The organism is Streptomyces sp. NPDC107575, assembly GCF_055657265.1.
The window spans coordinates 439,610-463,137 of the sequence record NZ_JBVKBG010000003.1 but is presented as its reverse complement, the minus strand read 5'-3'; the positions used below and the strand labels follow the sequence as shown (position 1 = coordinate 463,137).

The following is a 23,528-nucleotide window of genomic DNA, read 5'->3' as shown; positions in this document are numbered from 1 at the left end:
ACCGAAGGGCCCGGACACTCCTGATGGAGCGTCCGGGCCCTTCGGCGTGCCCGGGTTGCCCCGTGCGGCTCACTCGCCGCGCTGGACCGGGCGTTCCTTCTTACGGTGAGTTCATGAACCACTCACCGCGTATCCGTACGGTTCTGGGCTGCACCGTGCTGGTGGCCGCACTCGGTGCGAGCACAGCGGCATGCGGCAACTCCAGCCACCCGCTCTCCGCCAAGCCGTACGACGCGGCGAGCCAGATCTCCTTCAACGGTCCCGCGGGCGGAGCCAAGAAGGCGGACCCGGACAAGCCGCTCGAGGTCACCGCCCAGGGCGACGAGTCCCGGATCACCGACGTCACCGCCCAGGACGCCCTGGGCCGCTACGTCGCGGGCGAACTCTCCGCCGACGGCACGAGATGGCACACCACCGCCCCGCTGACGGCGAACACCCGCTACACGGTCCGGGTGAGCACCGAGGACGAGGACGGCGGACCCGGCCGAAAGGTCCTCGGCTTCGACACGGGCCGCCCGAGCAAGGAGAAGGCCCTCAAGGTCACGTTCGGCCCGCAGAAGGGCACATACGGCGTCGGACAGCCCATCACGGCCGAACTCAACAAGCCCGTCCGGGACGAGAAGTCCCGCGCGCTGGTGGAGCGCTCCCTGCAGGTCGACTCCAAGCCCGCCGTGGACGGCTCCTGGTACTGGGTGGACAGCACCGAACTGCACTACCGCCCCAAGGGGTACTGGCCGACGCAGGCGAAGATCACCGCGTCCAGCAGGCTGGAGGGCGTGAAGATCCGGGACGGGCTGTGGGGCGGCAGCTCCAAGCCGCTGACCATCAGTACGGGTGACCGCATCGTGGCCGTCACCGACGCCTCGGCGCACTCCATGACGGTCTACCGCAACGGCAAGGAGATCAATTCCATGCCGGTCACCACCGGCAAGGCGGGCTTCGAGACCCGCAACGGCATCAAGGTGGTGCTCGGCAAGGAGTACTACGTACGGATGCGGGGCGAGACGATCGGCATCTCCGAGGGCTCCTCGGACTCGTACGACCTGCCGGTGTACTACGCGACCCGCGTCACCTGGAGCGGCGAGTACGTGCACGCCGCGCCCTGGTCCGTCGGCGCGCAGGGCTCCGCGAACGTCAGCCACGGCTGCACCGGCATGAGCACCAACAACGCCGCCTGGTTCTACGACACCGTGCGCCAGGGCGACATCGTGAAGGTCGTCAACAGCTACGGTTCGGAGATGGACCCGTTCGGAAACGGGTTCGGGGACTGGAACGTCAGCTGGAAGAAGTGGAAGGCGGGCAGCGCCTTGACGAAGAAGGCCGACAAGCCCGACCCGGCCCAGCAGGCACGGCTCAGCCCCGAGGTCTGAGACCGCGTCCGGGCCCGCCCGACAAGATCAACGGTGTGACTTCCGACTCCCGTGCGCCGCCGGCGCACGGGAGTCGGCGCGTACGCCGGAGTGTTGCGTGCGGAGCCTGTCAGGCGCCCACAGCGAGCCGGGAGCGCAGCAGGGAGGCGAGAGCCCCGGCGAACTCCACGGGCTCCACAGGGAGCGTCACAGCCGCCTCGGCGCGGCTCCACGTCGCCAGCCACGCGTCCTGCGGGCGGCCGATCAGGAGCAGCACCGGCGGGCAGTGGAAGATCTCGTCCTTGATCTGCCGGCACACGCCCATGCCGCCCGCGGGGACGGCCTCGCCGTCCAGGACGCAGACGTCGATCCCGCCGCGGTCCAGCTCCTTCAGGACGGCCGGGAGCGTCGCGCACTCGACGAACTGCACCTCGGGGACGTCGGCAGCGGGCCGCCGGCCTGTCGCGAGGCGCACCTGCTCGCGGGTGTTGGCGTCGTCGCTGTAGACCAGAACCGTCGCGGTCGACTGCATCGTTCCTCCGAAGCATCGTTGGTCGGGGGGCTTCTTAAGCCGTCGTACGGTGATCCGTGCCGCGGAGCCTACTCCTCCCGACACCCCGTCAACACCGGTTCGCACACGGCTCCGATGGGCCATATGGGCTGGACACACCACCCAGACACTCCGAACGGCACCCCCCGGAGTGAGGGCGAGATAAGCGACCGACATAATGTCGGTCGTGGCGACAGCAACGACAGTAGAAACCGGGCACGCGCACCCGTCGGTCAATCGACCGAACCTCACCAGCGTCGGAACCATCATCTGGCTGAGTTCCGAGCTGATGTTCTTCGCGGCCCTCTTCGCGATGTACTTCACCCTGCGATCGGTGACCGGACCGGATCACTGGAAGGAAATGGCGCATGCGCTGAATCTTCCGTTCTCCGCGACGAACACCACGATCCTGGTGCTCTCCTCACTCACGTGCCAGATGGGCGTGTTCGCCGCCGAGCGCGGCGACGTGAAGAAGCTCCGGTCGTGGTTCATCGTCACCTTCATCATGGGTGCGATCTTCATCGGCGGTCAGGTCTACGAGTACACCGAGCTGGTCAAGAAGGATGGGCTCTCGCTCTCCTCCGACCCGTACGGCTCGGTGTTCTACCTGACCACCGGCTTCCACGGCATGCACGTGACAGGTGGCCTCATCGCCTTCCTGTTCGTCCTCGGCAGGACGTACGCGGCCCGGAGGTTCACCCACCATCAGGCGACGGCCGCCATCGTCGTGTCCTATTACTGGCACTTCGTCGACGTCGTCTGGATCGGCCTCTTCGCCACGATCTACCTGATCAAGTAGTTCGACGATCACAGCATCGGGCGTAGCACCCGACACATTTCCGCAGCACCGACGCAGAAGATCCTGACACCGGGGTAATCCGTGAAAAAGCTCTCCGCACGACGACGCCATCCGCTGGCGGCGGTCGTCGTCCTACTCCTCGCGCTGGCGGCCACCGGGGGGCTGTACGCCGCGTTCGCACCCGCGGACAAGGCGCAGGCCGATGAAACCGCCCAGTCCCTCGCCATCGACGAGGGCAAGAAGCTCTACTCCGTCGGCTGCGCCAGCTGCCACGGAACCGGCGGTCAGGGCACCTCCGACGGGCCGAGCCTCGTGGGCGTCGGCTCCGCCGCCGTCGACTTCCAGGTCGGCACCGGTCGTATGCCGGCCCAGCAGCCGGGCGCTCAGGTCCCGAAGAAGAAGGTCATCTACTCGCAGGCCGAGATCGACCAGCTCGCGGCGTACGTCGCGTCGCTCGGTGCCGGTCCGGTCGCGCCGACCGACAAGGACTACAGCGCCAACGGCGCGGACATCGCCAAGGGTGGCGAGCTGTTCCGCACCAACTGCGCCCAGTGCCACAACTTCACCGGTGAGGGTGGCGCGCTGACACACGGCAAGTTCGCGCCGAGCCTCGAGGGTGTGGCCCCGAAGCACATCTACGAGGCCATGCAGACCGGCCCGCAGAACATGCCGTCGTTCCCGGACACGACGATGACCAAGCAGAACAAGAAGGACATCATCGCGTACCTCGACGCGGTCAATGGTGACAAGACCGAGAGCCCCGGTGGACTCAAGCTGGGCGGGCTCGGCCCGGTCAGTGAGGGCCTGTTCGCCTGGATCTTCGGTCTTGGCGGTCTGATCGCCGTCGCCATCTGGGTTGCCGCTCGGACCGCAAAGGCCAAGAAGTCATGAGTAGCCAAGACATTCCAGAAGAGAACCTGCCCACTGAGCAGGAAGCCGAGGAGCACGGCTCGGTCGCGGTGAAGGACGAGCCCTTCACCGACCCGGGTCTGCCGCCCCACGAGCACCGGATCCAGGACATCGACGAGCGGGCCGCCAAGCGGTCCGAGCGCGTCGTCGCCTTCCTGTTCATGGTGTCGATGCTGGCGACCGTCGGATTCATCGCCTCGTACGTCACCATCGACGTCGATACGAGCGTCTACATCTTCCCGCTGGGTCACATCAGCGCGCTGAACTTCGCGCTGGGCACGACCCTCGGTGTGGCGCTGTTCTGCATCGGCGCGGGCGCGGTCCACTGGGCCCGCACCCTGATGTCCGACGAAGAGGTCATCCAGGAGCGCCACCCGATCGAGGCGGAGCCCGAGGTCAAGGCGAAGGTCCTGCAGGACTTCGCCGACGGTGCCCGTGAGTCGCAGTTCGGCCGGCGCAAGCTGATCCGCAACACCCTGTTCGGCGCTCTCGCGCTGGTGCCCCTCTCCGGTGTGGTGCTGCTTCGTGACCTCGGGCCGCTGCCCGAGAAGAAGCTGCGCACCACGTCGTGGAAGAAGGGCCTGACCCTCGTCAACATGAACACGAACGAGCCGCTGCTGCCTTCGGACATCGCGGTCGGTTCGCTCACCTTCGCCAAGCCCGAGGGCCTGGAGGAGCACGACGAGGACTTCCAGACGAAGATCGCCAAGGACGCCCTGATGCTCGTCCGGATCCAGCCGGAGAACATCAAGGACAAGCAGGAACTCGAGTGGTCCCACGAGGGCATCGTGGCGTACTCGAAGATCTGCACCCACGTCGGTTGCCCGATCTCCCTGTACGAGCAGCAGACGCACCACGCGCTGTGCCCGTGCCACCAGTCCACCTTCGACCTCTCCGACGGGGCCCGGGTGATCTTCGGTCCGGCCGGTCACGCGCTGCCGCAGCTGCGCATCGGCGTCAACGAAGAGGGTCACCTCGAGGCGCTGAGCGAATTCGCTGAGCCCGTCGGTCCTGCCTTCTGGGAGCGCGGATGAGTACTACGACCACGAACGACGCGCCTGCGCGCGAGGAGGCACCGGCCGGCGAGCGTCTTGCCGACTGGGCCGACGGACGTCTGGGGATCTACTCCCTGGCCAAGTCCAACATGCGCAAGATCTTTCCGGACCACTGGTCCTTCATGCTCGGCGAGATCTGCATGTACAGCTTCATCATCATCATCCTCACGGGTGTGTATCTGACGCTGTTCTTCCACCCGTCGATGAACGAGGTCACCTACGACGGCAGCTACGTCCCGCTCCAGGGGCAGCTGATGTCGGAGGCCTTCAACTCGACCATGCACATCTCCTTCGATGTGCGCGGTGGCCTGCTGATCCGTCAGATCCACCACTGGGCCGCGCTGATCTTCCTCGCGGGCATGTTCGTGCACATGATGCGCGTGTTCTTCACGGGTGCGTTCCGCAAGCCGCGTGAGGTCAACTGGGTCTTCGGCTTCCTGCTGTTCGTCCTGGGCATGTTCACCGGCTTCACCGGTTACTCGCTCCCGGACGACCTGCTCTCCGGCACCGGTGTCCGCTTCATGGAGGGCGCGATCCTGTCCGTGCCGATCGTCGGCACGTACATGTCGTTCTTCCTCTTCGGCGGCGAGTTCCCCGGCGGCGACTTCGTCGCGCGGTTCTACTCGATCCACATCCTGCTGTTGCCGGGCATCATGCTCGGCCTGATGGCGGCGCACCTGATCCTGGTCTTCTACCACAAGCACACGCAGTTCGCGGGTGCCGGAAAGACCAACAAGAACGTCGTGGGCATGCCGCTGCTCCCGGTCTACATGGCCAAGGCGGGCGGCTTCTTCTTCCTGGTCTTCGGCGTCATCGCGGTGATCGCCGCGATCGCGACGATCAACCCGATCTGGGCCATCGGCCCGTACCGGCCGGACCAGGTGTCCACGGGCGCCCAGCCCGACTGGTACATGGGCTTCTCCGAGGGCCTGATCCGAGTGATGCCGGGCTGGGAGATCGACTTCTGGGGTCACACGCTCGTCCTGGGCGTGGCCATCCCGCTGGTCGTGATCTTCCCGCTGGTTCTGGTCGCGATCGCGGTCTACCCGTTCATCGAGGCCTGGGTCACCGGCGACAAGCGCGAGCACCACATCCTGGACCGCCCGCGCAACGCTCCGACGCGTACGGCCTTCGGTGTCGCGTGGATCACCTGGTACATGGTGCTGCTCATCGGTGGTGGAAACGACCTCTGGGCCACGCACTTCCACCTGTCGATCAATGCGATCACCTGGTTCGTCCGGATCGCGTTCTTCGTCGGACCGGTCATCGCGTTCATCGTCACCAAGCGGATCTGCCTCGGCCTCCAGCGCCGCGACAAGGACAAGGTGCTGCACGGACGCGAGTCCGGCATCATCAAGCGCCTGCCGCACGGTGAGTTCATCGAGGTGCACGAGCCGCTCGACCAGGAGGCCCTGCACACGCTCACGGCGCACGAGCAGTACGCGCCGGTCGAGATCGGCCCGACGGTCGACGAGAACGGTGTCGAGCGCAAGGTCACGCGGCTGCAGAAGCTGCGCGGCAAGCTCTCGCGCGGTTACTACGGGGAGAACAACCAGATCCCGAAGCCGACCGCCGAGGAGTACAAGGAGATCACCAGCGGCCACGGCCACCACTGATCTCATCCCGTCGCTGTAAGCCACAGCGGGAGCCCTCGTCCATTGCCTGGACGGGGGCTCTTTGCGGTCCCGGGACCTGGATAGGGTGGGGTCGCGACACCTTTCGACCCCACAGATGCACACAGGAGCGGCCATGAGCGCTTTGAACCCCGCTGGAGGCGACACCGCGGCGGGCCGTTCCTGGCCCGCCGTCCTGAACGGCCTGCTGGAAGGCCGCGACCAGAGCGCCGACGACACCGCGTGGGCGATGGACCGGATCATGCGCGGCGAGGCCACCGACGCGCAGATCGCCGGGTTCGCGGTCGCGCTGCGCGCCAAGGGCGAGACCGTGCAGGAGATCTCCGGCCTCGTACGCGGCATGTACGAGCACGCCAATGTGATCGAGGTGCCCGGCGAGACCGTCGACATCGTCGGCACCGGCGGCGACGGCGCCAAGACGGTCAACATCTCCACCATGTCCGCGATCGTCATCGCGGGCGCCGGCGCCAAGGTCGTCAAGCACGGCAACCGCGCCGCGTCCTCCGCCTCGGGCGCCTCCGACGTACTGGAGAAGCTGGGCGTCAATCTCGACCTGTCGCCGAAGCGGGTGCCCGAGGTCGCCGAGGAAGCGGGCATCACGTTCTGCTTCGCCATCAAGTTCCACCCCGCGCTGCGCTACGCGGGCGCCGCGCGCGGCCAGCTCGGCATCCGCACGGTGTTCAACCTGCTGGGCCCCCTGACCAACCCGGCCAAGGTGAAGGCGCAGGCCGTCGGCGTCGCCGACGCCCGGATGGCGCCGATCGTGGCCGGGGTCTTCGCCGAGCGCGGCAACTCGTCCCTGGTGTTCCGCGGCGACGACGGGCTCGACGAGCTGACCACCACGGGCACCTCGCGCGTGTGGGTGGTGCGGGACGGCGCCGTGCGCGAGGAGTCCTTCGACCCGCGCGACGTCGGCATCGAGGTCGTGCCCATCGAGGCGCTGCGCGGCGGTGACCCCTCGTACAACGCGGAGGTCGCCCGGCGCCTCCTCGACGGCGAGCGGGGGCCCGTGCGCGACGCGGTGCTGCTGAACTCGGCGGCGGCCCTGGTGGCTGTGCGTCCCGGCGAGGGCACGCTCGTCGAGCAGATCAGGGCCGGCATGGACCGGGCCGCCGAGTCGATCGACTCCGGAGCGGCGAAGGCCGTCCTGGAGCGGTGGGTGGCGGCCAGCAACCGGTAGGCACGTACGAGATGTGACGCAGGGCGCAGTCCGGATCCTGGACTGCGCCCTTGCTGTTTCTGAGACGTGTGGCAGGATGCTCTTCAAGGTCATGAGTGACAGCGACCGAGGCCCCAGCCCGCTGTCCGGCAACCCTCCGTCCGTGGCGGGGTGCCCTGGGTGAAGACCAGGCCGTACGCAGCAAGGCGTGTGGCAAGCGCGGACCCCTCGCAACCCTGGGGTCCTGGTCCTCAAGGGAGCAGTCTCGTGAGCAAGCGAATGCGATAGGGCGTTTCGGCCCCGCCTCCGCGTACCCGCTGTACTGAAATTCACAGCATCTTTCTTTCCCTGCCGTAGAGCCCTCTTCCGCAGCGCTCCGGCATGGTCAATTCGCTTACCGCGCCAGGGAGTTCACCCATGTCTGTTTCCGTCGACGCCGCCGCCTGTACCGAGACCATCGCCCCGCTTCCGGTCCTCGGCCGGGACGTCACCGTGCCGCTCGTCACCGGTGGCGAGGTCACGTACGCCGCCCTCGACTACGCCGCCAGCGCGCCCGCCCTGCAGCGGGTGTGGGACGACGTCGCCGCCTACGCGCCGTACTACGGCAGCGTGCACCGGGGCGCCGGGTACCTCTCGCAGCTGTCCACCGACCTGTTCGAGAACTCCCGGGTCGCCGTCGCCGAGTTCCTCGGCTGCCGGGAGGGCGACCAGGTCGTCTTCACCCGCTCCACCACCGACTCGCTGAACCTGCTCGCCGCCGCGCTGCCCGCCGACTGCCAGGTGTTCGTCTACGAGACCGAGCACCACGCCTCGCTGCTGCCGTGGCGCGACGCGCGGGTCACGTACCTCAACGCGCCCCGCACGCCCGGCGAGGCCGTCGACACGCTGGAGCGCGCCCTCGCCGAGCGCGACCCCTACGGACCCGCCCTCGTCTGCGTCACCGGTGCCTCCAACGTCACCGGTGAACTCTGGCCGGTGCGCGAGCTCGCGGCGGCCGCTCACGCGCACGGTGCCCGCATCGTGCTCGACGCCGCGCAGCTCGCGCCCCATCACCCCGTCTCCGTGCAGGACCTGGATGTCGACTGGGTCGCCTTCTCCGGGCACAAGCTGTACGCCCCGTTCGGCTCGGGCGTGCTCGCGGGCCGCTCCGACTGGCTGACGGCCGCCGAGCCGTACCTCGCCGGTGGCGGTGCCTCGAAGAAGGTCGCGCGGCGCGTCGACGGCGGCGTCGACGTCGAGTGGCAGACCACCGCCGCCCGCCACGAGGCCGGCTCCCCGAACGTCATCGGCGTGTACTCCATCGCCTCCGCCTGCAAGGCGCTCACCGAGGCCGGGTTCGACAACCTCGTCGCCCGCGAGCAGTACCTGATCCGCAAGGTCCAGGAGGGGCTCGCGGCCGTTCCCGAGGTGAAGGTGCTGTCCCTGTTCGGCGACGACGCGCCGCGCGTGGGCGTCCTTTCGTTCGTCGTCGACGGCTGGAACTCCTCGCACTTCGCCGCCGCGCTCTCCGCCGAGTACGGCATCGGGGTCCGCGACGGTCTGTTCTGCGCCCACCCGCTGGTGCGCACGCTGCTCGGCTCCGACCCGCAGCAGCAGGGCGAGTGCGGCGCCCCCGAGGCCGCGCCGGGCGAGAAGTCGCTCAACGCCATCCGCGTCAGCTTCGGCGCCGGCACCCCCGACGAGCACGTGGAGCGGTTCGTTTCCGCCGTGACGGAGCTCGTGCGCGACGGCGCCCGCTGGAACTACCGCACCGAGGACGGCCGCTGCGTGCCGGACACCACCAACGCCTGAGGCAGCCGGGAGCCGAGGAGGATCATCCGCAGGGCGCGCTCGGTGGCGTCCGTGAGGAACTCGCCGCCCCGGCCCAGCGCCTCCGCGAGCGTCACGGGGGCGGGCAGGATCGAGCTGTAGGCGTCGACGCCGGTGGCCGTCACGGTGTGCGCGCCGTCGCCGATGGTGCCCGCGAGGGCGAGTACCGGGCGGCCGAACCGTTTGGCGCGGCGGGCCACTTCGGCGGGTACCTTGCCGCGCGGCGTCTGGTGGTCGAGGGCGCCCTCCGCGGTGACGACGAGGTCGGCGCGCGCGAGCCGGGCGTCCAGGTCGAGGTGGTCGAGGAGGACGTCGAAGCGGGGGAGGAGCCTGCCGCCGAGCGCGGCGAGGCCCGCGCCGAGTCCGCCGGAGGCGCCGGTGCCGGGTCCCGTGAACAGGTCGGTGCGTACGTCCAGGTCACGTGTCAGGACGTGCGCCCAGTGTTCGAGGGCGGCCGCCAGCTGCTCGACCTGGGTGGGCGTCGCACCCTTCTGCGGGCCGAACACGCGGGCGACGCCGCGCTCCCCGCACAGCACGTTGAACGGGTTGCACGCCACCCGGATCTCGGTGTCCTTCAGGCGCGGGTCGAGGCCGCTCGGATCGATGCACCGCAGGTGCGCCAACTCCCTTCCTCCGAGCGCGAGTTGCAGGCCGTCCGCGTCGAGCAGCCGCGCGCCGAGCGCCTGGAGTGCGCCCGCGCCGCCGTCCGACGTACCGGAGTCGCCGCAGCCCACGAGGATGCGGCGGGCGCCCGCGTCGAGGGCCGCGCGGATCAGCTCGCCGACGCCGTACGTCGTCGTGGCGCCCGGGTCGCGCAGCTCGCGCGGGACGAGGGAGAGCCCGGCGACGGCCGCCATCTCGACGACCGCCGTGCCGTCGGGGAGCAGCGCGAAGTGCGTGCCGACGCGCTGGCCGACCGGGCCGGTGGCGGGCAGCGCGACCAGGCGCCCACCGCTCTGGGCGGCCAGCGCGCGGGCCGTGCCCTCGCCGCCGTCCACGAGGGGGATGAGGTCGGTCTCGGCGTCCGGCACCACACGGCGTACACCGGCGGCGATGGCCTCGGCGGCGGCGCCCGCGGACAGGGACTCCTTGAAGCCGCTGGGGGCGATGGCGAAATGGGTCAACACGTCGGACTCCAGGGTGGGTTCAGCGGACGGGCACGCCGAGCAGCGGCCACAGGGTGAGCGCGCACAGCAGGACGGCGGCGGCCGTCAGCGGGGCCAGGACGGCGGAGAGGCGCAGCAGGTCGCGCGGGGTGTAGGTGGGTACGCCCGGTATCTGGGCGAACAGGGTCACCGGCTTCGCTGACGCGGGCAGCGTGTGGCAGAAGCCCGCGGCGGCGGTGGAGGCGAGGGCCGCGGCGACCGGGTTGACGCCCGCGCCGACGGCCGCCGCCACGACGAGCGGCACGAGCACGGAGGAGCGGGCCGAGCGGGACTGCAGGATCAGGTGGGCGGCCGTGCTCACCGCGATCACCACGGCGAGGAACAGCCACGGCGGTACGTCCAGGGGGACCCCGCCCACCAGCCACTTCGCCGCGCCGGACTCGGCCAGCGCGACGCCCATCGCCATCGTCGCCGCCATGAACAGGAGCAGCGACCACGGGACCGTCCCGAGCGCGTCCTTCAGGCGTACGGTGCCGAGCGCGGGCGATGCGGCGACCACCGCGCCGATCAGCGCGACGACGGCCGGCGGCACCTGGTGCAGCGGCTCACTGCACCACAGGGCGACGACCGTGGCCAGCAGCAGGGCGCAGCGGGTCTCGGCCGGCTCCCAGGGTCCGGTGACCGGCTGCTCGCTGTGCTCCTGGAGCTCGTCGAGCGTGATCCGCACGGGCCCGGCCCGGTCCGCGCGCCGCGTCGTCGTCAACAGGACGGCCTCCGCCGCCAGGTGGGAGGAGACGACGGCCAGCGGCAGGCCGAGCAGCAGCCACTGGGTGAAGCCGATCCGTTCGCCCGTCGCCTCCCACAGCACGGACACCGTGATGAGGTGCGCGCCCGCGCCGATCAGCGTCGCGACGGCGGAGAGCAGGATGACCGTCGGGAAGAGCAGCGCCAGCATCACGACAAGGCGGCGCCGGTCGGCCAGCACCTTCGCGAGCGCCAGGAAGACGGGCAGCGCGAGCGCCGCGCGGCCCGAGGTGGCCGGTACCGCGAAGGCGGTGACGACGAGCGCCGCGGTCGTCAGATGCGTCAACTGCCGCACGCCGCGCGCCCCGCTGACCAGGAACGCCGCCGCCCGCCCCGCGAGCCCGCTGCGGGCCACGGCGGCGGCGAGCACGAACGCGCAGATCAGCAGCCACACCGTCTCGTCGCCGAGCGTGCCGAACAGGGTGTCGCTGCTGATCACGCCCGTCGCGGTGAGCGCGAGGCCCGCGCCGAGCGCGATGTACGTGTCGTCGATCGACGTGCCGATCCACGCGCAGGTCGCCAGCGCGAACACGGCGAGCGTGAGCCGGGCGTCGCCGGTCAGCCCGGGGAAGTTGCCGGGGACCACGAGCAGCGCGCAGATGCTGAGGGCGATGCACAGGGTCGCGGCATTGCGGAGGTTCAGGGTCACGCGGTTCAGCGTGGTGCGGCGCGGTGAGCCCTCAATGAGCCTTAAATGAAAGGAAATTCACGGACATGCCGGGGCTTCAGCCCGGCAGCCGGTACCCCATCCCGCGGACCGTCTCCACGTGCCGCGCCCCCAACTTCTTGCGCAGCGCCCGCACGTAGACGTCGACGATGTTCGACCCGGGATCGAAGTCGTACCCCCACACATGGGACAGGATCTGCTCACGGGACAGCACCTGGCCGGGATGGCGCAGGAACAGTTCGAGCAGCACGAACTCACGGGCCGTCAGGTCCACCGTCCGCCCCTCCGCCCGCGCCCGCCGCGTCCGCAGGTCGAGCGTGAGGTCGCCGCTCCCGAGCATCGTCACCTCGGGCGTGCCGGAGGCGGTCCGAAGCCGCAGCCGGACCCGCGCGAGGAGCTCCTCGAAGCGGAACGGCTTGGTCATCCAGTCGTCGGCGCCGCCCTCGAGGCCCGCCACCGTGTCCCGCACCGAGTCCCGCGCGGTCAGCACGATCACGGGCGTCGTCACCCGCGCCTCGCGCAGCTGCCGCAGCACCGTGAAGCCGTCCCGGCCCGGCAGCCCGATGTCCAGGACGATCAGGTCGAAGCCGCCGGTCAGGGCGTAGTCGTGGGCGCTGTCGCCGTCCCCGACGACCGTCGTCGTGAAGCCGCCGGCACGCAGCCCCTTCTCCACGAAGGAGGCGATGCGCTCCTCGTCCTCCACGATCAGGATGCGGTTCATCGAGGCTCCGTCCGGTCGAGTACGAGGGTGAAGGTGGCGCCACCGCCGTCGGTGCGGCCCAGTTCGGCGTGGCCGCCGTGGCCGTGGGCGATGGCCTGGACGATCGCGAGGCCGAGCCCGGCGCCCGTGCCGCGCGAGCCGCGGCGCGCGGTGCCCCGCCGGAACCGCTCGAAGATCACCGCGGCGTCCTGGTCCGTGACACCGGGCCCGGCATCGGCGACGTACAGCTCGACGCGCTCACGCTCGGCCCGGTCGCGTACGACCCGCGAGCCGATCCCTATGCGCTGCCCCGGCACGGTGTGCTGCACCGCGTTCTGCGCGAGCTGGACCATCGCCTGCGTGATCCGCTGCGGGTCCAACTCGGCCTCGGTGTCGGCGACCTCGGCCAGCTTCCAGTCCCGCTCGCCGAGCGCCCGCGCCTTGACGAAGACGTCGGCGGTCAGCTCGGCGAGCTGCACCGGCTCGGGCGTCACGAAGTCCGGGCGCTCCGCCTTCGCGAGGAGCAGCAGGTCCTCGACGATGCGGCTCATCCGGTCCAGCTCCTCCATCACGATCCGCACCGTCTCCTCGCGCTCGCGCGGATCGTCGCCCATCAGCTCCAGGTGGCCGCGGACGATGGTGATGGGCGTACGCAGCTCGTGCCCGGCGTCGTCGACGAACTCGCGCTGCGCGGCGAACGCCCGCTCCAGGCGGTCGAGCATCCCGTTGAACGTCTCGGCGAGCGCCGCGATGTCGTCGCGGCCCTGCACGGGGATGCGCCGGGTGAGGTCCTGCTCGGTGAGCTGGGCCGCGGTGGTGCGCACGAGGCGTACGGGACGCAGGATGCGGCCCGCGACGGCCCAGCCGATGCCCGTGGTCATCAGGAGCGCGACCCCGGAGATCGCGAGCAGCATGTGGAAGACGCCCTCCGCCTTGGCCTGCTCGCGCTCCGGGTGGAAGGCCACGACGAACGCCGCCGCGGGACGCCCCTCGCCCGCCCCGATCTCCACCTTCGACCAGCGGACGACGGCGTCGGCCCGGTGCAGGGTGCCGCTGGCCTCGTGGGAGGCGAAGACGGCGCGCAGGCCCGCCGGGTCCCGGGCGAGCGCGTGGTCGACGTCGGGGGCCCGCGACTGCTCCTTTTTGGCGGGCGTGCGGCCCGCGCCCCGGTCGATCAGGCCGAGCAGCTCCTCGTCCGGGTCGGCGTACTGCCGCTCCAGGTGCAGCTTGAGCAGCGGGTCCGGGTCGGTGAACCGCTTGCCGCTGCGCGGGTCGACACCCTTGCGTACGAAGTTGGCGAACTCGCCGGTCTCCTGCGCGAGCAGCCGGTCGACCCGGTGGTCCACATCGCGAAGGAGCACCGAGCGGGTGGTGGCGGCGACCGCGGTCAGCGCCGCCGTCATCACGACGAGCAGCCACAGCAGGATGCGGACGCGGGCGGAGACCCAGCGGTGCGGTGGCTCAGCCGTCGTCGCCGGGCCCGTCGTCGTCGGACGCGCCGCCGCGGTCGTCGTTTCCGTCGTCGTCCGAGTCGTCTGAGCTGTCATCGGCTGAGGGCTTCTCGCTCACCGGTGGCGGGGACACCGTCTCGTCACTGGGCGTCGGGCGCGGCGAGGGCGAGCCGCTCTCCAGCTCCACCTTCGGCGGCGACTTCGGGGGGTCCGGGCTGTCGGTCAGGGCGTAGCTGGTCGCCGCGATGCCGAGCGGGATCGCGACGACCGCGGCGAGGGCCGCCATGCGGTGGGAGAAGGCCATGGCAGCCACGTTCGGCGGCGTACCCGGTCGTCATGATGAGCCGCGGATGAAGAAACCTTCATACGCGGGACGCGCGACAGGACGTCAGGCGTCCAGACCGATGGAGAACGCCGCCTCCAGGTCGTGCTGCGAGTAGGTGCGGAACGTGACGTGCGTGTCCGTGCCCTCGACGCCCTGGATCTTGCTGATCTTCCCGGGGATGACGTCCGCCAGGTCGTCGTGGCGGGCGACCCGGACCATGGCGATCAGGTCGTAGGTACCGGTGACGGAGAAGACCTCGCTCACGTTGTCCAGGGCCGCGATCGACTCGGCGATCTCGGGGATCCGGTCCACGCTGGTCTTGATGAGCACGATCGCGGTGATCACGGCTGGCTGTCTCCCTCGGTGGCCGTGGCTGGTTTCGCCTCAACCTTAGCCCGCTCCCTGTAGCGGACCCACGCCCACAGGAACCCGACCGAGAACCCCACGAGGTGCGCCAGATACGCCACCCCCGGTCCCTGGCTCTGCTGCCCCGCCGCCACCCACTGCAGCGCCACCCAGAACGGCAGCACCACCCATGCGGGGAAACGCAGCGGCAGAAAGAACAGGAAGGGGAACAGGCTCGTCACGCGCGCTTCGGGGAACAGGAAGAGGAACGCGCCGAGGACCGCCGAGATCGCCCCCGACGCGCCGACCAGGCTCTGGTCGGAATCGGTGTGCGCGAGCGCGTACCCGAGCAGCGCCACATATCCGCTGACCCCATAGAACAACGCGTACGAGAGGCGGCCCATGTGTTCCTCGACCATGGCCCCGAACACGTAGAGGAAGAGCATGTTGCCCAGCAGGTGCAGCCAGCTGCCGTGCACGAACAGAGCCGTGAGCGGGGTGAGCAGGGCCCGCGCCGAACCGCCGAACAGCTCGTCGGGGACCACGCCCCAGCGCTCGAAGTAGGCGCTCTGCGCGGCGAGCAGCCGGTCCCCGGTGCCGTAGCCGGGGTTGAGGCCGGAGGCGGGGGAGAGCACGAAGACCACACAGCAGACCGTGATGATGCCGTACGTGACCGGAGCCGGGTGACCTCTGAGGAATGCGGTCAGCCTGTCGATCGCGGAGCGCCCATTGCCGATCATGGACAGAGCATGACGCAAGGCGGGGAGCGGGCGGCGTACGGCAGGCCGTAGGGTTACGGGCAATAAAGCAGCACCACGCCACCCGTATGCATCCGGAAGAAGGCACCACCCGATGACGGTTCCCCTGCCGACCGCCACCACCCGCTGGCGCTGCACGCTGTGCGGCAATCTGACGCGGTTCGACGTCACGCGGTCCTCGAAGGTCGTCGAGTACGTCCACCTGGACCTGGCCGGTGAGCCGAAGGTGGAGGAGCGCGACGTGGTCAGTGAGACCATCGAGTCGGTGCGCTGCCGCTGGTGCAACGCGGTGGATCAGGTGGAACTGGTGGACAGGCCGGGCGCCGACTCCTGAGGAGCGGCTCCACAGCGACATTGGGGTGACGGATGGTGGAGAGCACAGGCGGGGAGGCCGGGGAGGGCGGCGCCGCCGAGGTGCTCGACCGTCCGCTGCCCGAGGGGGTACGGCGGCGCGTCGTGCAGATCGCGTCGGACGGCTTCGGCGGTCTGACGGTAGGTGAACTTCCGCCTCAATTGCGGCAGTATGCCCGCTTCACCCCGACTCGCCGGATGAAGTTCGCCGGCAACGCCATGGCCGCGGCCCTGGAGAGCGACCCGCTGTTCCGGCAGCGGATCGGCGAGCGCCTGCGGGACGCGCAGCCCGAGCTGGCGGCGGCCCTGGAGGCGGGCTCCCCGCCGCCCGCGGCCGATCCGCTCGACGTGGCGGCGGCCGCCTATGTGCTGCGGCCCGTCGGCTGGGTGAAGCTCGTCGCCGCCGCGGGCGAGGACGCCGAGCGGGCCGACGCCGAGCGGGCCGACGACGAGACCCGGGCCGAACTGGAGCGGCTGCGCGCCGAGCTGGCCGAGGCCCGCGCCCAGACCAAGACCGAGACGGAGCGGCTGCGCGCCGAGCTCGACGCCGCCAAGCGCGAGGTCGGCTCCGTGGAGCGCAAGCTGCGGGCCGCGCTCAGCGACGTGAAGCGCGGCGAGGCCGCCGCGCGCAAGGCGCGGGCCGAGACCGACGCGGTGCGCGCCGAGGGGCAGGCCCAGGTGTCCGCCGCGGAGAGCGAGACGCGGCGGCTCAAGTCCCGGCTCGGCGAGGCGGAGTCGGCCCTGGAGTCCTCCCGTCGGGCGGCCCGCGAGGGGCGCAGCATCGAGGACATGCGGGTCCGGCTGCTGCTCGACACGGTCCTGGACGCGGCCCAGGGGCTGCGCAGGGAGCTCGCGCTGCCGCCGGTGTCCGCGCGGCCCGCCGACTCCGTGGATGCCGTCGAGCCGGGCCGGATGACGCCCAAGGACATCGCGGCGCGCGCCCTGCACGAGCACGATCCGGCGATCCTCGACCAGTTGCTCGCGCTGCCGCAGGCCCACCTCGTGGTCGACGGGTACAACGTCACGAAGACCGGCTACCCGACGATGCCGCTGGAGAAGCAGCGGCTGCGGCTGCTCGGCTCGCTCTCGCAGCTCGCGGCGCAGACCGGGGCCGAGGTGACGTGCGTCTTCGACGGGGCCGAACTGGCCGCGCCCGTACTGCTCGCGCCGCCGCGCGGGGTGCGGGTGCTGTTCTCCAAGCCGGGGGTCACGGCGGACGAGCTGATCCGTCAGCTCGTGCGCGCCGAGCCGTCGGGGCGCCCCGTCATCGTCGTGTCGACCGACCGGGAGGTCGCGGACGGCGTCGCGAAGGCGGGCGCGCGGCCGGTCGCCTCCGTGGTGCTCCTCAAGCGGCTCTCGCACAGCTGAGCGACAAGGACGGACTCCCCCAAAAGGGGTGCCGAGTTACCTATGTCACACGCGCAACATCCGTGTCGTATGCCCGAATTGGCGAAACCTTCACGCAACGTAGCGTCAAGCGGACATCACTGCATGTGAGTTGAGTGCAAAGAATGCAGCGAGTGACGGAGTTTTTTCTCTGAGGGATTTGAACTGATCACGAAGAGGTCACTAGGGTCTGGCTCGAACCTCCGCTCGGGTGATCACCTAAAAGGGGTGACGGTGGAGGGACACCGCCCGCCGGCGCAATCGGCAGGCGGCTGGAGGAAGAAGGAGCTCGCCTTCGTGGCGTCCCACCGTCGACCCAAGCAGCCGAGCCGCACCCGCGTGACCGTGCTCACCGCGACCGCCGCCGCTGCCGTGGCCCTCACCTCTCAGGCCGCCAACGCCGCACCCAAGCCCAGCAAGAGCGAAGTCAAGGAAAAGGTCGACAAGCTCTACGAAGAGGCCGGGGCGGCGACCGACCGCTACAACGGGGCCAAGGAGAAGCAGAAGAAGCTCGAGTCGGAGATCGGCGACCTCCAGGACAAGGTCGCGCGCGGCCAGGAGGACCTCAACGACCTGCGCTCCGGACTCGGTTCGCTCGCCGGCCAGCAGTACCGCAGCGGCGGCATCGACCCCTCGGTCCAGCTCTTCCTCTCGTCCGACCCGGACAGCTACCTCGACAAGGCCTCCACGCTCGACTCGCTCAGCGCCCAGCAGCTCGAGTCGCTCAAGAAGGTCCAGGAGAAGCAGCGCACGCTCGCCCAGGAGCGCGCCGAGGCCTCCCAGAAGCTCAAGGACCTCGCCGACACGCGCGCCGAGCTCGGCAAGAAGAAGGAACAGGTCCAGGACAAGCTCGCCGAGGCCCGCAAGCTGCTCAACACGCTGACCGCCGAGCAGCGCGCCAAGATGGCCGCCGAGGAGCAGCGCGCCAGCCGCGACGCCGCCAGCCGCGTCGACCTCGGCGACGCGCTCCCCGCCTCGGGCCGCGCCTCCGCCGCCCTGTCGGCCGCCGCCACCCAGATCGGCAAGCCGTACGTCTCCGGCGGCTCGGGCCCCAACTCCTACGACTGCTCGGGCCTGACCCAGTGGGCGTACAACCAGGCCGGCGTCTCCATAACCCGGACCACGTACACCCAGATCGGCGAGGGCACCGAGGTGCCCAGGAGCCAGCTCAAGCCCGGCGACCTGGTCTTCTTCAACAACACCCAGCACGTCGGCCTGTACGCGGGCAACGGCCAGGTGCTGCACGCCCCGCACCCCGGTGCCGGTGTGCGCTACGAGTCGATGGACACCGTCGGCCCGTACCAGACCGCCCGCCGCATCTGAGCCACGGAGGGCCGTCGCCCTCCGGCTCTCAACGCGCCCTGGAAACGCGCCCGTTCGGGCGAATTCCACGACCCCGCGCTGACCCCCGCGCCCCGCCCATGACCTGCGTCAGAAGCGGGGCGCCGCGCTGTGTGCCCCCTGAACGGTCTTTGGCCAGGGGGTAGTCGCCCGACTACTGTCGGCGCGCATTCCCCCGATCACGGGGGTCCGTCAGCGGAAGGGGGAGCGGCAACCCGTGGGTTCTCATCGCCGTATCTCGCATTCTCGGCACTCGGGCCTCGACCGGAGCACCCGCGCGACCGTCCTCGGCGTGGCAGCGGCCTCCGCCGCGGCGGCCCTCGGCGCCGCACCGGCGGGCGCCGCGCCGCAGGACAGGCCGGGCTCCGGCAAGGCCGCCGTGGACCGCCTGTACGAGCAGGCCGAGAAGGCCACCGAGGCGTACAACCGGGCCGACGAGCGCGCGGACAGGCTCCGCAAGGAACTCGCCGCCACCCAGGACCAGGTGGCCCGCGGGCAGGAGCGGATCAACGCGATGCGGCGCGCGCTCGGCGTGGTCGCCGGCGCCCAGTACCGCTCCGGCGGCATGGACCCCTCGCTCGCCCTGATGCTCTCCTCCGACCCCGACGGCTACCTCGACAAGGCCGGCACCCTCGACCGGATCGGCGAGCGGAACGCGGGCGAGCTGGTCGAACTGCGGGGCGCCCAGCGCGATCTGGACCAGCGCAGGGCCGAGGCGCGCGCCGAGCTCGCCGAGCTGGAGGCCAGCCGCAAGGCCGTCCGCCAGCACAAGCGCAGCGTCGAGAAGAAGCTGGCCAAGGCGCGGCAGCTGCTGAACGCGATGCCGAGCGGGGAGCGGGCCGCCTACGACCGGGCCTCGCGCTCCGAGCTGCGCCCCGACCTCGCCGGCGCGGGACCCGCCTCCTCAGCCCGCGCGGCCGCCGCGCTCGCCGCCGCCAAGTCGGCGCTCGGCAAGCCGTACGTCTGGGGCGCGACGGGACCCTCCGGCTTCGACTGCTCGGGCCTCATGCAGTGGTCGTACGGGCAGGCGGGCGTCGGTCTGCCGCGCACCTCGCAGGCGCAGCGGTACGCGGGCCGCCAGGTCCCGCTGTCCCAGGCACAGCCCGGCGACCTCGTGGCCTACGGCTCCGACGCCCACCACATCGGCATCTACGCCGGCAACGGCCAGGTGATCCACGCGCCGCACCCGGGCGCTCCCGTGCGCTACGACCCGGTGGGCATGATGCCCGTCTCATCCGTGACCCGGGTCTGAGGCTCCTCGCCCGACTTCGCCGTACGATCGAAAGGATGGCTGGTCGACGGCGTGCGGTGGGCAGGGCGGGGAGCGCGATGGCGCTGGGCGTCCTGCTCGTCGGCGTCTCCGCGCTCTCCGGGTGCGCCGGTGACGACGGGCCGAAGGGCGCGGACGCGGCCGCCGTGCAGCGGGTCCTGGACCAGCGGGCGCACGCCGTCGTCACCGGGGACGGGCCCACGTACCGGTCGACGGGCAGCGCGGAGCCCGGCCTGCTCGACGACCTCTCCGAGGTCCCGCTCGACTCCTGGCAGTACGAGCTCACCCACCTGAAGCGCTCCGGGTCCCGCGCCACCGCCACCGCCGAACTGCGCTACCGCGTCGACGGTTACGACAGGGCGCCCGTGGTCGCCGAGCGCAGGCTGACCCTGGGCCACGGCGAGGACGGCTGGTACGTCACCGGGGACCGGCCCGCGAAGCAGGCGGGCGAACAGCTGTGGGAGCAGGGCCCGGTGACCGCGGTGAAGGGCGCGCACAGCCTGGTGCTCGGCGTCGGCAAACCCCGCTCCGAACTGCGCTCCTACGCGAAGCTGGCCGACGAGGCGGTGCCCTCGGTGCAGCGCGCCTGGGGCGGCGACTGGGCGCGCCGGATCGTCGTCCTGGTGCCCGAGTCCCTCGACGAGATGGGCGAGCTGCTCGGTGCGCCCGCCGCCGGCTACCAGGGGATCGCGGCCGTCACGACGGGCGAGGCGGGCAGTCCCCAGACAGCATCGACGCCCGCGCCCGCGGACCGGGTGATCCTCAACCCCGAGGCGTACGGGGTGCTCGGCGAGGTCGGCAAGCAGGTCGTCCTCACCCACGAGACGGCCCACGTCGCCACCCGCCGCGCGACGTCCGCCGCGACCCCGCTGTGGCTCTCCGAGGGGTACGCGGACTGGGCGGGCTACCGCGAGAGCGACCGCACCCCGGAGCAGGCGGCGCCCGAGCTGCGCCGCGCCGTCCAGCAGGGCGAGGAGCCCGCCGGCCTCCCCGGCGACAAGGCCTTCGGCTTCTCCGGCGACTCCGCGAAGCTCGCCCGCGCGTACGAGAGCGGCTGGCTGGCCTGCCGGATGATCGCGGACCGCTGGGGCGAGGCGAAGCTCAACGCCTTCTACACGGCGGTCGGGGGCCACAAGGAGCGCGCCGGGGCCGTCGACGGGGCGCTGCGGCAGGCCCTCGGCATCGACGAGCAGGAGTTCGTGGCGCAGTGGCGCGCGTACGTACGGTCCGAGCTGGGCTGAGGCCCGGGGCCTACGGCGTTGGCACCGCGTCGTCGCGCGAGGCCGGTGCGGGTGCGGCGGTGTGCCCGGCGAGCCGGGGCTCGGTCACCGTGGCGCGCCACAGGCGGCGGCAGGCGCTGAGGGAGGCCGCCACCAGCAGGCCGTTGCGCAGGAAGAGGAGGGTGACGCCGACCGGGTCGCTGCTGACCACGTTCCCGAAGTAGAGCGGGAACTCCAGGAACGTCACGAAGGTCGCCGCGAGCACCAGGGACACCGGCAGCGTCATCCGGCTGTCCCGGAACAGCATGCAGACGGCGGCCACGCCCACCAGCCACACCATGTACTGCGGGCTGATCACGCGGCTCGTCGTCGTGAACAGCAGCACGGCCGTCAGGCCCGCGTCGGCGAGCGTCGCAGGCTGCCAGGCGCGCGCCTTGAACCGCCACAGCAGCAGCCAGCCGAACGCGAGCGCCGTGAGCACCTGCGCCAGCGTGCTCACCACGTCCACGTGCGGGCCGAGGAACTCCATCGAGCCGTAGTTCAGCTGCACCGTGCCGTTCCAGCCGAACTGGCGCGCCACGTGGAAGACGAGGGCGCCGAGGGACTCCACCTCCGTGCCCCGGTCCTTCTGGAAGGTGAGGAAGCCGAGCGCGCCCGGCATCGCGACCGCGAAGGTGATCAGCAGCACGGACGCCGTCACGATCGCCGTGCCCCAGGTCTGCCGCGTGGCCCGGCCGCGCCGCGTACCGAGCAGCAGCAGCGCCGGCCACACCTTGATCATCGCGCCGACCGCCGCGAAGACGCCCGCGGCCCGCCGATGCCGGGCCGCCGCGAGCAGCGCCGCGACGGCGACGGCCGTCACCATCACGTCGTAGCGCGCGTAGACGGTCTGGCCGAGCAGCGGCAGCCCGATGACCCAGACCCAGGTGCCGCGCCGTGACCCGCCCCGCCGCTCGGAGACGTGCAGCAGCGTCAGCAGGACGACGGCGTCCGTCAGGAACGCCAGCAGGAAGAAGGCGGAGGCGTACGACAGGAAGGGCAGCAGCGCGGGGGAGAGGATCGCCGTCGCGGCGGCCGGGGGGTACTGCCACGTCACGTCGTCCAGCGGGAACGTTCCTGTGCGCAGGACGTCGAACCAGCCCTGGTAGATCACGTGGACGTCGCTGGTGACGTCCGGGCCCGGGACCACGATCACCTTGAAGACGCACAGCAGGAGCAGCGCCCGGGTCAGCACCCAGGTGACCAGGAGTCCGGCGGGGGTTCGCGTCTTCATTCGAAACATGATGCCGGGCCGACCCATGGCCTGGCCATGGACCCCGCGGCGCGGCGGCCCCCGTCGGGCGGGTTCGGTACTGTCGGCGGTGATGCGCCAGACACCGAAGACTCTGCTCGTGACCAATGACTTCCCGCCGCGCCCCGGCGGGATCCAGGCCTTCCTGCACAACATGGCGCTGCGCCTGGACCCGGAGCGGCTCGTCGTCTACGCCTCGACGTGGAAGCGCAGCCGGGAGGGCGTCGAGGCCACGGCGGCCTTCGACGCCGAGCAGCCGTTCACGGTCGTCCGCGACAACACGACGATGCTGCTGCCGACGCCGCGCGTGACGCGGCGCGCGGCAGGACTCCTGCGGGCGCACGGCTGCACGTCGGTGTGGTTCGGGGCGGCGGCGCCGCTCGGCCTGATGGCGCCCGCGCTGCGCAGGGCCGGCGCCACGCGCATCGTCGCGACGACGCACGGGCACGAGGCGGGCTGGGCCCAACTCCCCGCGTCCCGGCAGCTGCTGCGGCGCATTGGGGAGGGCACGGACACCATCACGTACCTCGGCGAGTACACGCGCTCGCGCATCGCGTCCGCGCTCACGCCCGCGGCGGCGGGCCGGATGGAGCAGCTCCCGCCGGGGGTCGACGAGAAGACCTTCCACCCGGGCTCGGGCGGCGACGTGGTCCGGGCGCGACTCGGCCTGACCGACCGCCCGGTGGTCGTCTGCGTCTCACGCCTGGTCCCCCGCAAGGGCCAGGACACCCTCATCCTCGCCATGCCGAAGATCCTCGCGGCGGTGCCGGACGCGGTGCTGCTGATCGTGGGCGGCGGCCCGTACGAGAAGGACCTGCGCAAGCTGGCGGCGGAGACCGGGGTCGCGGACTCCGTGCGCTTCACGGGATCCGTGCCGTGGGAGGAACTGCCCGCGCACTACGGGGCGGGGGACGTCTTCGCGATGCCGTGCCGTACGCGGCGGGGCGGGCTCGACGTCGAGGGCCTCGGCATCGTCTACCTGGAGGCCTCCGCGACCGGGCTCCCGGTCGTCTCCGGCGACTCCGGGGGCGCGCCGGACGCGGTGCTCGACGGGGAGACGGGCTGGGTCGTCCGCGGCGGCTCCGAATCCGAGTCCGCGGACCGCATCATCACGCTCCTCCAGGACCCGGAACTCCGCCGCCGCATGGGCGAGCGGGGCCGTGAGTGGGTCGAGGAGAAGTGGCGCTGGGACTTGCTGGCGGAGAGGTTGCGGGGGCTGTTGTAGCGGGTGGCGGCGCCGGGGCGGGGG

22 protein-coding genes and 1 riboswitch are annotated in these 23,528 nt (G+C 71.1%); of the genes, 13 read left to right on the top strand and 9 right to left on the bottom strand.

Going from position 1 to position 23,528, the window contains the following annotated elements; translation table 11 throughout:
- Nucleotides 1–113 precede the first annotated feature (113 nt).
- The gene (locus tag ACZ7L4_RS15355; RefSeq protein WP_472102698.1) at nt 114–1,370 is read left to right on the top strand and encodes a L,D-transpeptidase; all 1,257 of its coding nucleotides are present in this window, start codon (nt 114–116) and stop codon (nt 1,368–1,370) included.
- Nucleotides 1,371–1,479: 109 nt separating this feature from the next.
- Here the strand turns inward: ACZ7L4_RS15355 and ACZ7L4_RS15350 are convergent, their stop codons facing one another.
- Entirely contained in the window at nt 1,480–1,881 is a 402-nt protein-coding gene (locus ACZ7L4_RS15350; RefSeq protein WP_472102696.1) for a hypothetical protein, read from the bottom strand.
- Between the two features lie 196 nt (nt 1,882–2,077).
- Here ACZ7L4_RS15350 and ctaE point away from each other — a divergent pair, with 196 nt between their 5' ends.
- The 6 genes from ctaE to ACZ7L4_RS15320 all read left to right on the top strand — a co-directional run bounded on the left by ctaE (nt 2,078) and on the right by ACZ7L4_RS15320 (nt 9,246).
- Nucleotides 2,078–2,698 carry an aa3-type cytochrome oxidase subunit III gene (ctaE, locus tag ACZ7L4_RS15345; RefSeq protein ID WP_326014682.1) on the top strand — a complete coding sequence of 207 codons (621 nt, stop codon included), beginning with the start codon at nt 2,078–2,080 and terminating at the stop codon, nt 2,696–2,698.
- Nucleotides 2,699–2,779: 81 nt separating this feature from the next.
- The gene (gene qcrC / locus ACZ7L4_RS15340; RefSeq protein WP_399238384.1) at nt 2,780–3,589 is read left to right on the top strand and encodes a cytochrome bc1 complex diheme cytochrome c subunit; all 810 of its coding nucleotides are present in this window, start codon (nt 2,780–2,782) and stop codon (nt 3,587–3,589) included.
- Entirely contained in the window at nt 3,586–4,641 is a 1,056-nt protein-coding gene (gene qcrA, locus ACZ7L4_RS15335; RefSeq protein WP_450813502.1) for a cytochrome bc1 complex Rieske iron-sulfur subunit, read from the top strand. Before qcrC ends, qcrA begins: the two co-directional genes overlap by 4 nt.
- Nucleotides 4,638–6,278 (top strand): cytochrome bc1 complex cytochrome b subunit, encoded by a 1,641-nt coding sequence (qcrB, locus tag ACZ7L4_RS15330; protein ID WP_472102694.1) that lies wholly within the window; start codon nt 4,638–4,640, stop codon nt 6,276–6,278. Before qcrA ends, qcrB begins: the two co-directional genes overlap by 4 nt.
- A 133-nt stretch (nt 6,279–6,411) precedes the next feature.
- A complete protein-coding gene (gene trpD, locus ACZ7L4_RS15325; protein ID WP_472102692.1) occupies nt 6,412–7,476 on the top strand; it encodes an anthranilate phosphoribosyltransferase in 1,065 nt (354 codons plus the stop codon).
- A gap of 87 nt (nt 7,477–7,563) precedes the next feature.
- Nucleotides 7,564–7,681: riboswitch (SAM riboswitch) on the top strand.
- Between the two features lie 191 nt (nt 7,682–7,872).
- On the top strand, nt 7,873–9,246 hold the full coding sequence (locus tag ACZ7L4_RS15320; protein ID WP_472102690.1) for an aminotransferase class V-fold PLP-dependent enzyme: 1,374 nt from the start codon (nt 7,873–7,875) through the stop codon (nt 9,244–9,246).
- On the opposite strand, the gene ACZ7L4_RS15315 is transcribed toward ACZ7L4_RS15320, so the two are convergent.
- The 7 genes from ACZ7L4_RS15315 to ACZ7L4_RS15285 form a co-directional block, all read right to left on the bottom strand.
- Nucleotides 9,198–10,391: a glycerate kinase family protein gene (locus tag ACZ7L4_RS15315; protein ID WP_472102688.1), complete on the bottom strand. Its 1,194-nt coding sequence runs from the start codon at nt 10,389–10,391 to the stop codon at nt 9,198–9,200. The two genes, ACZ7L4_RS15320 and ACZ7L4_RS15315, sit on opposite strands and share 49 nt — an antisense overlap.
- A gap of 19 nt (nt 10,392–10,410) precedes the next feature.
- A complete protein-coding gene (locus ACZ7L4_RS15310; RefSeq protein WP_472102686.1) occupies nt 10,411–11,823 on the bottom strand; it encodes an SLC13 family permease in 1,413 nt (470 codons plus the stop codon).
- Nucleotides 11,824–11,899: 76 nt separating this feature from the next.
- Nucleotides 11,900–12,562: a response regulator transcription factor gene (locus ACZ7L4_RS15305; RefSeq protein WP_356388712.1), complete on the bottom strand. Its 663-nt coding sequence runs from the start codon at nt 12,560–12,562 to the stop codon at nt 11,900–11,902.
- On the bottom strand, nt 12,559–14,088 hold the full coding sequence (locus tag ACZ7L4_RS15300; RefSeq protein ID WP_472102684.1) for a sensor histidine kinase: 1,530 nt from the start codon (nt 14,086–14,088) through the stop codon (nt 12,559–12,561). Before ACZ7L4_RS15300 ends, ACZ7L4_RS15305 begins: the two co-directional genes overlap by 4 nt.
- Complete coding sequence (locus ACZ7L4_RS15295) at nt 14,003–14,296, bottom strand: small secreted hydrophilic protein (RefSeq protein WP_385770258.1); 294 nt, start codon at nt 14,294–14,296, stop codon at nt 14,003–14,005. The genes ACZ7L4_RS15300 and ACZ7L4_RS15295 overlap by 86 nt, the downstream gene beginning before the upstream one ends.
- An 84-nt stretch (nt 14,297–14,380) precedes the next feature.
- Complete coding sequence (locus tag ACZ7L4_RS15290) at nt 14,381–14,662, bottom strand: Lrp/AsnC family transcriptional regulator (protein WP_472102682.1); 282 nt, start codon at nt 14,660–14,662, stop codon at nt 14,381–14,383.
- The gene (locus ACZ7L4_RS15285) at nt 14,659–15,402 is read right to left on the bottom strand and encodes a rhomboid family intramembrane serine protease (RefSeq protein WP_472102680.1); all 744 of its coding nucleotides are present in this window, start codon (nt 15,400–15,402) and stop codon (nt 14,659–14,661) included. The genes ACZ7L4_RS15290 and ACZ7L4_RS15285 overlap by 4 nt, the downstream gene beginning before the upstream one ends.
- Before the next feature lie 112 nt (nt 15,403–15,514).
- Between ACZ7L4_RS15285 and ACZ7L4_RS15280 the strand changes: the two genes are divergently transcribed.
- The 5 genes from ACZ7L4_RS15280 (at nt 15,515) to ACZ7L4_RS15260 (ending at nt 21,009) form a co-directional block, all read left to right on the top strand.
- Nucleotides 15,515–15,754 (top strand): hypothetical protein, encoded by a 240-nt coding sequence (locus tag ACZ7L4_RS15280; RefSeq protein WP_356388719.1) that lies wholly within the window; start codon nt 15,515–15,517, stop codon nt 15,752–15,754.
- Nucleotides 15,755–15,786: 32 nt separating this feature from the next.
- A complete protein-coding gene (locus ACZ7L4_RS15275; RefSeq protein WP_472102678.1) occupies nt 15,787–17,139 on the top strand; it encodes an NYN domain-containing protein in 1,353 nt (450 codons plus the stop codon).
- Nucleotides 17,140–17,454: 315 nt separating this feature from the next.
- Nucleotides 17,455–18,480: a C40 family peptidase gene (locus ACZ7L4_RS15270; RefSeq protein WP_399238407.1), complete on the top strand. Its 1,026-nt coding sequence runs from the start codon at nt 17,455–17,457 to the stop codon at nt 18,478–18,480.
- 235 nt (nt 18,481–18,715) lie between these two features.
- Nucleotides 18,716–19,750 (top strand): C40 family peptidase, encoded by a 1,035-nt coding sequence (locus tag ACZ7L4_RS15265; protein ID WP_472102676.1) that lies wholly within the window; start codon nt 18,716–18,718, stop codon nt 19,748–19,750.
- 35 nt (nt 19,751–19,785) lie between these two features.
- Nucleotides 19,786–21,009 (top strand): hypothetical protein, encoded by a 1,224-nt coding sequence (locus ACZ7L4_RS15260; RefSeq protein WP_472102674.1) that lies wholly within the window; start codon nt 19,786–19,788, stop codon nt 21,007–21,009.
- A gap of 10 nt (nt 21,010–21,019) precedes the next feature.
- Here the strand turns inward: ACZ7L4_RS15260 and ACZ7L4_RS15255 are convergent, their stop codons facing one another.
- A complete protein-coding gene (locus tag ACZ7L4_RS15255) occupies nt 21,020–22,261 on the bottom strand; it encodes a glycosyltransferase 87 family protein (RefSeq protein ID WP_472102672.1) in 1,242 nt (413 codons plus the stop codon).
- A 91-nt stretch (nt 22,262–22,352) separates the two neighbouring features.
- Between ACZ7L4_RS15255 and ACZ7L4_RS15250 the strand changes: the two genes are divergently transcribed.
- Nucleotides 22,353–23,504 (top strand): glycosyltransferase family 4 protein, encoded by a 1,152-nt coding sequence (locus ACZ7L4_RS15250; RefSeq protein ID WP_472102670.1) that lies wholly within the window; start codon nt 22,353–22,355, stop codon nt 23,502–23,504.
- Nucleotides 23,505–23,528 lie beyond the last annotated feature (24 nt).